The organism is Nocardia sp. NPDC004415, from assembly GCF_053602435.1.
The window spans coordinates 56,565-66,966 of sequence record NZ_JBSGDP010000033.1 but is presented as its reverse complement, the minus strand read 5'-3'; the positions used below and the strand labels follow the sequence as shown (position 1 = coordinate 66,966).

9 protein-coding genes are annotated in these 10,402 nt (G+C 70.9%); 7 read left to right on the top strand and 2 right to left on the bottom strand.

The features are described from left to right. Positions 1-212 precede the first annotated feature (212 nt). Both ACWEMY_RS17390 and ACWEMY_RS17385 read left to right on the top strand, forming a co-directional pair. Positions 213-1,652, top strand: a complete 1,440-nt coding sequence (locus ACWEMY_RS17390) for a DUF6882 domain-containing protein (RefSeq protein ID WP_452390836.1) — start codon at positions 213-215, stop codon at positions 1,650-1,652. A gap of 83 nt (positions 1,653-1,735) precedes the next feature. Beyond that, complete coding sequence (locus ACWEMY_RS17385; RefSeq protein WP_452390835.1) at positions 1,736-3,487, top strand: acyl-CoA dehydrogenase family protein; 1,752 nt, start codon at positions 1,736-1,738, stop codon at positions 3,485-3,487. 60 nt (positions 3,488-3,547) lie between these two features. On the opposite strand, the gene ACWEMY_RS17380 is transcribed toward ACWEMY_RS17385, so the two are convergent. Then, complete coding sequence (locus tag ACWEMY_RS17380; protein ID WP_375929169.1) at positions 3,548-3,979, bottom strand: ferritin-like domain-containing protein; 432 nt, start codon at positions 3,977-3,979, stop codon at positions 3,548-3,550. Next, a complete protein-coding gene (locus ACWEMY_RS17375; RefSeq protein WP_452390834.1) occupies positions 3,976-4,686 on the bottom strand; it encodes a hypothetical protein in 711 nt (236 codons plus the stop codon). Before ACWEMY_RS17375 ends, ACWEMY_RS17380 begins: the two co-directional genes overlap by 4 nt. A gap of 180 nt (positions 4,687-4,866) precedes the next feature. Between ACWEMY_RS17375 and rimP the strand changes: the two genes are divergently transcribed. The 5 genes from rimP to ACWEMY_RS17350 all read left to right on the top strand — a co-directional run bounded on the left by rimP (position 4,867) and on the right by ACWEMY_RS17350 (position 10,390). Continuing rightward, positions 4,867-5,496, top strand: coding sequence for a ribosome maturation factor RimP (rimP, locus tag ACWEMY_RS17370; protein WP_375929167.1), 630 nt, complete (start codon positions 4,867-4,869; stop codon positions 5,494-5,496). Next, on the top strand, positions 5,493-6,521 hold the full coding sequence (gene nusA, locus ACWEMY_RS17365; protein ID WP_375929166.1) for a transcription termination factor NusA: 1,029 nt from the start codon (positions 5,493-5,495) through the stop codon (positions 6,519-6,521). Before rimP ends, nusA begins: the two co-directional genes overlap by 4 nt. A 68-nt stretch (positions 6,522-6,589) precedes the next feature. After that, on the top strand, positions 6,590-6,925 hold the full coding sequence (locus ACWEMY_RS17360) for a YlxR family protein (protein WP_375929165.1): 336 nt from the start codon (positions 6,590-6,592) through the stop codon (positions 6,923-6,925). Between the two features lie 109 nt (positions 6,926-7,034). Further along, the gene (gene infB, locus ACWEMY_RS17355) at positions 7,035-10,007 is read left to right on the top strand and encodes a translation initiation factor IF-2 (protein WP_452390833.1); all 2,973 of its coding nucleotides are present in this window, start codon (positions 7,035-7,037) and stop codon (positions 10,005-10,007) included. 89 nt (positions 10,008-10,096) lie between these two features. Next, on the top strand, positions 10,097-10,390 hold the full coding sequence (locus ACWEMY_RS17350; protein WP_375935315.1) for a DUF503 domain-containing protein: 294 nt from the start codon (positions 10,097-10,099) through the stop codon (positions 10,388-10,390). Positions 10,391-10,402 lie beyond the last annotated feature (12 nt).

The following is a 10,402-nucleotide window of genomic DNA, read 5'->3' as shown; positions in this document are numbered from 1 at the left end:
CCGCCGTCATGTTCTAACTGCTCACCCGTTCCACGGGTGCGGCCGTGGACAACCCGGCCCACGACGGGGTCGCCGCCGTGGTCGCAAAGATCCGCGGATTAGACCGCCGGGGCCGAACGCGTGTCGCGCACGCGATCGGCCCGGTGAAAGCCCTTGCGGCGCAATCGCGCAGCAGGCAGCCACCGCCGGAGCGGGCTGCTAGCGTCGAGTGGGTGGAGACATTCAGCGATGCGCTGTTGTCGTTGGCGCGGGGGCACCTCGGCGGGGCGATCGAACAGTATTCGGTATTTCAGCAGCACGTCCGGCCCGGACCGACCCGGGTGGACCACCGCTCCGGCCGGGTCTGGCTCGGCGACCGGGAATTCACCGCCTCCGGGGAGCTCGGCACCTACGCCGAGGACCACACCTTCCGGTGGGCCTGGGCGAAGTCAGCGGTCGCCGGGACACCCGGCGCGGCCGCCTCGGCCCGGCTGCGTGACCTCGGGCTGCGCCACGGCGTGCCGGAATTCGCCTCCGAACTGGTCGACCTGTCCCGGTTCCCCGACCCCGTGCTCGCGGCCGACCACCTGGCGATCATCGCCCTCGGCGTGCTCGGCGTGCGGGGGATGACCAAGTTCAACCACGGCGGACGCGCCTACGCCTTCCTGCTCGTCGACGACGAGTCCGTCCCGGTCGCCGAACCGGACCCGGGTCTGGTGGCCGGGATCGTGCGCGCCGCCGCGCAGATGCTGCCCGGCGGCGGGGCCCGCACGGTGGTGGCCGGTTACGCGCGGCGTCATCACGCGGCGTTGCGCGACACCGCCGACGGCATGGAAGTCCAGCTACCGGACGGGTACCGGCTGATCGTGCGGCTCGACGGCGAATACCTCCTGGACGCGGTGGTCGTCGACGCCGGGCGCGGCGATGTCGACGCGGCACCGCTGCCACGCGCCGAACGCATCCCGCCGTTCGTCCCGGACGCGCTGCTGAGCGCGCTGGCGGCCCCCGCCGCCATCACCGTCGGCGGCCGCGGTTCGCTGCGCGGACTCGCGCCCACCGCGGCGGTGTCGGCACTGTGGTGGGAGCCGATGTTCGGCGACGGGGACGTGGTCGCCGTGCCCGACCGGCCGGTGGCCGTCACCGAGATCGGCGGCTACGACACCGAGACCAAGATCTGGACGTGGGCGGGGGCCGGCGTCCCGGAGCTGCGTGAGCTGGCCCGCGACCACGGCGCCGCCCACCTGGCCGGCGACCGGGTCGACCTCGGCAGCAGCGCCCATCCCGACGCCGTGGTGACCGCGTTCGTCGCCGGGGCTGCCCACCTGGGCGGCGCACCCGGCTGGGCCGCGCTGCCCGACGGCGCGGGCTGGCGCTACTTCGCGATCACCGACGAGGCCGTGCGTCCCCTGCGCACCGATCCCCGCGTGGCCGCCCTGGTCATCGAGACCGCCGCCGACCTGCTGCACCCCCTCACCGACCCGGACAGCCGGTACGCCACCATGCGCGCCATGGTCACCGGCTACTTCGACCGCCACCGCGTGCCCATCCTGACCTTCGGCGAACCCCAGATGCTGCTCGGGCAGTTCGGGCTCTACGAGCTGCGGGTGGAATTCGACTCCACCGGCGGCATCCTCGGCACCCGCACCGGCATGCTCGGCCAGCTGATGATCTGAGCCGCCGGTCAACCTACGCTTACGTAGGGGAAACCTGCAGGTAGACGGTCCGGTGGCGGATGTCGCGCTGCTAAGTTGGCGGGATGACGAGTTCGCCCAGCCTGCTGTTCAACCCCGCCACCTACGATCCTCAGCACTTCGATGCCGAGACCCGGCGGCTGCTGCGGGCCACCATCGAGTGGTTCGAGTCCAAGGGCAAGGCGCAGTTGCTGGCCGAGGACCGCGACGCGGTCTGGACCCAGGAGTTCCTCGACTTCGTCGCGAAGGAGAAGCTGTTCGCGACCTTCCTGACCCCGGCCGCCTACGCCGACGGCGACCCGAACAAGCGCTGGGACGCCGCCCGCAACGCCGCGCTGGCCGAGATCTTCGGGTTCTACGGCCTGGCCTACTGGTACGCCGAGCAGGTCACCATCCTGGGCCTGGGCCCGATCTGGCAGAGCGACAACGAGATCGCCAAGCGCAAGGCCGCCGCCGACCTCGACGCCGGTCAGGTCATGGCCTTCGCGCTCTCCGAGCGTGAGCACGGCGCCGACATCTACAACACCGACCTGATCCTCACCCCGAGCGAGCCGGGCAGCGCCGACGCCGAGGCCGGAATCCTGTTCCGCGCCAACGGCGAGAAGTACTACATCGGCAACGGCAATGTGGCCTCGATGGTGTCGGTGTTCTCCCGCCGCGCCGACGTCGAGGGCGCCGAGGGCTACATCTGGTTCGCCGCCGACAGCCGCCACGAGCACTACCACCTCATCGACAGCGTCATCCACGGGCAGATGTACGTCAGCCACTTCCGGCTGGAGAACTACCCGGTGACCGCCGCCGACGTGCTGCACGAGGGCCCGGAGGGCTTCTCGGCCGCGCTCAACACCGTCAACGTGGGCAAGTTCAACCTCTGCCACGGCAGCATCGGCATGGTCGAGCACTCGTTCTTCGAGGCCATCACCCACGCCAACAATCGCATCCTCTACGGCAACCCGGTCACCGACTTCGGGCACGTGCGCGGCAACTTCGTCGATGCCTACGCGCGCCTGATCGCGATGAAGCTGTTCAGCGACCGCGCCGTGGACTACTTCCGCAGCGCCTCCCTGGAGGACCGCCGCTACCTGCTGTTCAACCCGATGACCAAGTCCAAGGTCACCTCCGAGGGCGAGGTCGCGATGACCCTGCTGCTGGATGTGCTGGCGGCCAAGGGTTTCGAGAAGGCCACCTACTTCGCGCAGGCCTCGCGCTACATCAACCACCTGCCCCGCCTCGAGGGCACGGTGCACGTGAACGTCGGCCAGATCCTGAAGTTCATGCCGAACTACCTGTTCAACCCCAAGGAGTACCCGGCCATCGGCACCGACCTGGCCCCCGGCGACCAGGAGTTCTTCTGGAAGCAGGGTCCGGCGCGCGGCGCGGGCAAGGTGCAGTTCGCCGACTGGACCCCGGCCTACGAGCAGGCCGCGAGCGTCCCCAACGTCGGCCGGTTCTACGAGCAGGCCCAGGCGCTGCGCACCCTGCTGCTCACCGCCGCGCCCGACGCCGCCCAGCAGAAGGACCTGGACTTCATGCTGACCATCGGCCACCTGTTCTCCACGGTGGTCTACGGCCAGCTCATCCTGGAGCAGGCCGAGCTCACCGGCCTGGACCGCGACGTCCTCGACCAGATCTTCGACTTCCAGATCCGCGACTTCAACACCCACGCCACCGCCCTGCTGGGCAAGCCGTCGGTCACCGAGGATCAGCGCGCCTGGGCCGTCGGCGCCCTGCGCAGCCCCGTCGCCGACACCGCCCGCTTCGACCGGGTGTGGCAGCAGGTCGTGTCCTACGACGGCGCCTACGCGATGCGTCCCTGACCGGCCCGGCCGGACCGCTTCGATCCCGGAGCGGTCCGGTCCGGCTGTCGCGGCGGGAACTCAGGCCCGGCCGGGGAAGCTGACCGTCACCGGATTCGCGCCGAGGATCGCCTGCCAGCGCGCCCGGCGCACGGCGGACTCGGTCAGCGCCTCGGTCGCGGTGGCGCGCACGGTGTCGTCGGTGGCCTGTTCGACCACGGTCAACCAGGCCGCCGCGCAATCGGATTCGACCGCGACGGCGAGATTCGCGGCCGGAATCGGGTCGTCCACCGGGAACGGCGGCTGGTAGGCGGCATCGGGGGCCTCCGGCTCGGTGCCGCCGGTCGCCAGCAGATCGACGGTGGCATCGCGGCGGGCCCGGTGCGCGGCGCTGAACTCGGCGACCAGGCGGGCCCGGTCGGCATTGGCGTAGGCGGCGATCACGCCGTAGGAGTAGACCGCCGCGTACTCGCTGTCGAGAGCGGCCTGCAGGGCCTGACGTTGCTCGGTCATGTCAGCAGTACCCCCGCCTCGGTCGCGCAGGCCGCGCTGATGGATGCCAGCAGCCCCGCGCGATACCCGGACTCGGTGCGGGCCAGCGCGGCGGCGGACTGCTGCGAGCGCAGCAGCTGATCGCGCAGCTGGGCGACGGTCCCGGGCCGCGCGGCGGCGGCCTCGACCTCGGCGGCGGGCACCGTCGCGCCGTCGGCGCCCGGCACCGTGACCGCGCCGGTGCGGTGCACGGGGGTGGTGCCGTCGCCGTACACGCCGATCACCCGGTCGATCTCGGCCCGCAGGGCGTCGGCGTGGGCGGTGCGCTCGGTCGCCACGGTGTTCAGCGCGGCGCTCAACTGTGGGGCGAGCGCGATGGCGGCCGTCGCGGCGGCGGCGTCGGCGCGCGCCAGGACCTCCTGGGCCGCCAGTGGGTCGGGGGCGTGCACGGTGTCGTCCTCGGCGCAGGCCGCGAGCGTGGCGACCGCCGGCACGGCGAGCACGCTCGCCCCGGCGAGCCGGAACACGGTGCGGCGGCGCCAGACCGCCGATTCGGTGGCCGGAAGCTGCTGCGCGCGTACGGGATTCGACGGGGCCGGGGCGCCGTGTGGCGGACCCGCGGGGGCCGGGCGGAAGGTCTCGGCGGTCACCGGGTGGTGTTCGTGCCGGTCGGAGCGCATGCCGGACGGTCGCCCGGCGCTCGGCGGGGCGGAATGGCGGAGGGGCACGTGCACCATCGTGCCAGATCCGCGCGGCCGCGCTCGCCGCCCGGCGACACGTCCGGGCACGCCGGGTGGACCGGTGCACAATGGCTGCCCGCCGGTCCTTTACACTCTCGGAGCGCGTTACGCTAGACCTTCGGCGTAGAAATTTCCGATCGCGTCACAACTGAACCAGGAGCCGCCCATATGCCGATGCCCACCGAGGAAAGGGTGAGCCAGCTAGTCGCTGAGCTCGTCGCACGCCGGGGATTCGACCTCGAGGGCGTCGCGATCGCGGCTGCGGGCAAAGACGAGCTCGCTCCGGTTCGGGTGAAGGTGACCGTGGACAGCGACGGGCCCGCCGACCTGGACGCCATCGCCGAACTCAGCCGCGAGATGTCCGAACTGCTCGACGCGGCAGGCGATTTCGGCGAATCGGCCTACCTGCTGGAAGTGACCACCCCCGGCGTGGACCGTCCGCTCACCACCGACCGGCACTGGCGCCGCGCCCAGGGGCGCAAGGTGAAGCTCTCGCTGCGCGAGGGCGCCGAGCCGGTCGAAGGCAGGTCCCGCTTCGAGGCCCGTGCCGGGCAACTCGCCGACGACGGCACCGTGGCGCTGGTCCTCGGCGGCAAGAACAAACCACACCGCGTGCACGTGCCGCTCGCCGACATCGCCACCGCGGTCGTCCAGGTCGAGTTCAGCGCACCCGGTGCCACCGAACTCGAACTCGCCGGCGGCATCCCCGCCGGCCGTCCCGTGCCCGGCGACGAGCCCGCCGACCTCGCCGCACCGGGCACCACCAGTGACTCTCCCACCGAAGGGGTTGCGGAATGAACATTGAAATCGAAGCCTTGCGGGCGATCGTCGCCGACAAGGGCATCTCGATCGAGACCGTGATCTCGGCGATCGAGTCGGCGCTGCTCACCGCCTACCGGCACACCGAGGGGCACCAGCCCAACGCGCGCATCGACATCAACCAGAAGACCGGCGTGGTCCGGGTGATGGCGCGCGAACTCGACGCCGACGGCAACCTGGTCTCCGAATGGGACGACACCCCCGAGGGCTTCGGCCGGATCGCGGCGACCACCGCGCGCCAGGTCGTGCTGCAGCGGCTGCGCGACGCCGAGAACGAGAAGTCCTTCGGTGAGTTCGCCACCCACGAGGGCGACATCGTCGGCGGCGTGGTGCAGCGCGACGCCAGGGCCAACGCCCGCGGCGTGGTCGTGGTCCGCATCGGCAGCGAGGCCAACGGCGTGGAGGGCCTGATCCCGCCCGCCGAGCAGGTGCCGGGCGAGACCTACGAGCACGGCGACCGGATCAAGTGCTACGTCTACGGCGTCTCGCGGGGACCGCGCGGCCCGCAGGTGCAGCTCTCGCGCACCCACCCCAATCTGGTCCGGCGGCTGTTCTCGCTCGAGGTGCCCGAGATCGCCGACGGTTCGGTGGAGATCGTCGCGGTGGCCCGCGAGTCGGGACACCGTTCCAAGATCGCCGTGCGCTCCACGGTGCCCGGCGTGAACGCCAAGGGCGCCTGCATCGGCCCGATGGGCCAGCGCGTGCGCAATGTGATGAGCGAGCTGGCCGGCGAGAAGATCGATATCATCGACTACGCCGAGGACCCGGCGACCTTCGTGGGCAATGCGCTCTCGCCCTCGAAGGTGGTTTCGGTCACTGTCGTGGATCCGGACGCCAGGGCGGCGCGGGTGATCGTGCCCGACTTCCAGTTGTCGCTGGCGATCGGCAAGGAGGGCCAGAACGCCCGTCTGGCTGCCCGTCTGACCGGTTGGCGCATCGATATCCGCAGCGACGCGGCACCGGAGGCGGGCGACTCGGTGCGTCCAGAGGCGCACCGTAGTTGACGAAAGTGCGGGAATCCCGGCCCCCGGATGACATGTTGGTAACTTCGGAAGGGGAGGGGTTCGTCGTTATGACCGGGTCACCGGTAGAGTGGGTACAGGACCGGCCCGCGCAATCCGTTCGAACCTGTATCGGATGCCGTCTGCGCGAGCCGTCTGCCGAGCTGTTGCGGATCGTGGCGCAGCATCGGGACACCGGCGGTGAGATCGCCGGAGCCCCGGTTGTTGCGATCGTTCCCGATCCGCGGCGCAGACTTCCCGGACGGGGTGCCTGGCTGCACCCCGTTTCAGCCTGTCTGCGTTCCGCAGAGCGGCGCCGAGCCTTCGGCAGAGCCCTACGAGTGTCCGGAAATCTGGATATCTCAGCCCTGGAGCAGTACCTCGAGAACAGGCACGAGCACTCATGAGCACACCGTGAAGCACCAACGATGAACGTCCATCGGAGATAACCCGAGGTCGTGCGGGCCGCCGTCCCCTTACACGGTGGCGCTGCTCGGCCTCTCAGTGAGGAGAGCAGTGGCAGGCAAGGCCCGCGTGCACGAGTTGGCCAAAGAACTCGGTGTCACGTCCAAAGAACTACTCGCGAAGCTCAAGGAGCAAGGCGAGTTCGTGAAGTCGGCGTCCTCGACGGTGGAAGCACCCGTCGCCCGCCGCCTGCGCGAATCGCTCGCGTCGAAGTCCGCCCCGGCGGGCGACGCGAAGCCCGCGGCGCGTCCCGGACCGTCGCAGGCGGCCCGTCCGGCCGCCAAGCCCACCCCGGGCGGTCCCCGTCCGGGCCCGCGTCCGGCCCCGGCGGCTCCCGCCGCGGCGGCGACCCCCGCTCCGGCCGCTCCGGCCCCGGCTGCCGCTCCCGCGGCCGAGGTCAAGCCGGCTCCGGCCAAGCCCGCTCCGGCGGCCGCGCAGTCCGCGCCGGCCAAGCCCGCGGGTGCCCCGGCGCCCGGTCCGCGTCCGGCGCCCGGCGCTCCGCGTCCGGGTCAGCCGCAGGCGCAGCGTCCCGGCGCGCCCGCCCCGGGTGCTCCGGCTCCGCGTCCGGCGGGTCCCGGCCCCAAGCCCGGTCCGAAGACCCCCCGGGTCGGCAACAACCCGTTCAGCTCCGCACCGGATCGTGATCGTCCGGCGCCGCGTCCCGCCCCGCAGGGCGGCCCGCGCCCGACTCCGGGTCAGGGCGGTCCCCGTCCGGCTCCCGGTCAGGGTGGCCCGCGTCCGGCTCCCGGTCAGGGCGGTCCCCGTCCCGGCCAGGGCCAGGGTGGTCCGCGTCCGGCCGCCGCGCAGGGCGGTGCCCCGCGTCCCGGTGGGCCGCGTCCGACCCCGGGTTCGATGCCTCCGCGTCCGAACCCCGGTGCCATGCCCGCGCGTTCCGCGCGTCCGGGTCCGGCGGCCGGTGGCCGTCCGGGTCGTCCGGGCGGTGCGCCCGGTGCCGGTCGTCCCGGTGGCGGCGGTGGCGGCTACCGCGGTGGCGGTGGCGGTGCCCCCGGTGCCGGTCAGGGTGCCGGTGCGCCCGCGGCCGGTGGTTTCCGTGGTCGTCCCGGTGGCGGCGGCGGTCGTCCGGGTGGTCCCGGTGGCCGTGGTGGCGCGGCCGGTGCGTTCGGCCGTCCCGGTGGCGCTCCGCGTCGTGGCCGTAAGTCGAAGCGGGCGAAGCGCGCCGAATACGAGAACATGCAGGCGCCCGCCGTCGGTGGCGTGCGGCTGCCGCGCGGCAACGGCGAGATCATCCGGCTCGCCCGCGGCGCCTCGCTGTCGGACTTCGCCGAGAAGATCGACGCGAACCCCGCCGCCCTCGTGCAGGCGCTGTTCAACCTCGGCGAGATGGTCACCGCGACCCAGTCGGTGAACGACGAGACCCTCGAGCTGCTCGGCAGCGAGATGAACTACGTCGTGCACGTGGTCAGCCCCGAGGACGAGGACCGCGAGCTGCTGGAGTCCTTCGACCTCACCTACGGCGAGGACGCGGGCACCGAGGAAGACCTCGAGCAGCGTCCGCCGGTCGTGACCGTCATGGGTCACGTCGACCACGGTAAGACCCGACTGCTGGACACGATCCGCAAGGCCAACGTCCGCGAGGGCGAGGCCGGTGGCATCACCCAGCACATCGGTGCCTACCAGGTGCTGACCAACCTCAACGACGAAGAGCGCCTGATCACCTTCATCGACACCCCGGGTCACGAGGCGTTCACCGCCATGCGTGCCCGTGGTGCGAAGGCCACCGACATCGCGATCCTCGTGGTCGCGGCCGACGACGGCGTCATGCCGCAGACGGTGGAAGCGATCAACCACGCCCAGGCGGCCGACGTGCCGATCGTGGTGGCGGTCAACAAGATCGACAAGGAAGGCGCGAACCCGGACAAGATCCGGCAGCAGCTGACCGAATACGGCCTGGTGACCGAGGAATACGGTGGCGACACCATGTTCGTCGACATCTCGGCCAAGCAGGGCACCAACATCGACGCGCTGCTCGAAGCGGTGCTGCTGACCGCGGATGCCTCGCTGGACCTGCGGGCCAACCCGGACATGGACGCCCAGGGTGTCGCCATCGAGGCGCACCTCGACCGCGGCCGTGGCCCGGTGGCCACCGTGCTCATCCAGCGCGGCACGCTGCACGTCGGTGACTCGATCGTGGCGGGCGACGCCTACGGTCGCGTCCGCCGCATGGTCGACGAGCACGGCGAGGACGTCCACGCGGCGTCGCCGTCGCGCCCGGTGCAGGTCATCGGTTTCACCTCGGTGCCCGGCGCCGGTGACAACCTGATCGTGGTCGAGGAAGACCGCATCGCCCGTCAGATCGCCGACCGCCGCAACGCCCGCAAGCGCAACGCGCTGGCCGCACGCAGCCGCAAGCGGATCAGCCTGGAAGATCTGGATGCCGCCCTGAAGGAGACTTCGGAGCTCAACCTGATCCTCAAGGGCGACAACTCCGGTACCGTCGAGGCTCTCGAAGAGGCCCTGCTCGGCATCGAGATCGACGACGAGGTGCGTCTGCGCGTCATCGACCGCGGTGTCGGTGGCGTCACCGAGACCAACGTCAACCTGGCGTCGGCCTCGAACGCGATCATCATCGGCTTCAACGTTCGCGCGGAGGGCAAGGCCACCGAGCTGGCCAACCGCGAGGGCGTCGACATCCGGTACTACTCGGTGATCTACCAGGCCATCGACGAGATCGAGAAGGCCCTCAAGGGCATGCTCAAGCCGATCTACGAAGAGGTCGAGCTGGGCCGGGCGGAGATCCGCGCGATCTTCCGTTCGTCGAAGGTCGGCAACATCGCCGGTTGCATGGTCCTGTCGGGTTCGGTCAAGCGCAACGCCAAGGCGCGCCTGATCCGCGACGGCCGGGTGATCGCCGAGACGATGACCATCTCCTCGCTCAAGCGGGAGAAGGACGACGCCACCGAGGTGCGCGAAGGTTACGAGTGCGGTATGACCGTGACCTACAACGACATCAAGGACGGCGACATCATCGAGGCCTACGAGCTGCGCGAGAAGCCGCGCGACTGATATCGCAGACCGCTGCACACGCCGCATCCGAGTTTCGGGTGCGGCGTGTGGTCATGCGGGCGATTCCATCTACCAGGAGGTGAGCACCGCTGTACATCGGTGCGCTCGAATTCGATCTACTGCTCGGTGACGTGCACTCGCTCAAGGAGAAGCGGTCGGTGATCCGCCCGATTCTCGCCGAGTTGCAGAAGCGCTACGCGGTCAATGCCGCCGAGGCCGGGGATCAGGACCTGCACCGCCGGGCATTGCTCGGGGTGGCCATGGTCAGTGCGGAGACGGGACACCTGAACGAGGTGCTCGACAAGTGTGAGCGGCACGTTGCCGCGCGTCCGGAGATAGAGTTGCTGGCAGTACGCCGCCGGATCTTCGGACCCGAAGACTAAGAGGAGGACAGA

Coding starts and splice junctions, on each gene's coding strand:
- rimP (WP_375929167.1), top strand. CDS start 4,867: ATGCCGATGCCCACCGAGGAAAGGGTGAGCCAGCTAGTCGCTGAGCTC.
- ACWEMY_RS17360 (WP_375929165.1), top strand. CDS start 6,590: ATGACCGGGTCACCGGTAGAGTGGGTACAGGACCGGCCCGCGCAATCC.
- nusA (WP_375929166.1), top strand. CDS start 5,493: ATGAACATTGAAATCGAAGCCTTGCGGGCGATCGTCGCCGACAAGGGC.
- ACWEMY_RS17380 (WP_375929169.1), bottom strand. CDS start 3,979: ATGACCGAGCAACGTCAGGCCCTGCAGGCCGCTCTCGACAGCGAGTAC.
- ACWEMY_RS17385 (WP_452390835.1), top strand. CDS start 1,736: ATGACGAGTTCGCCCAGCCTGCTGTTCAACCCCGCCACCTACGATCCT.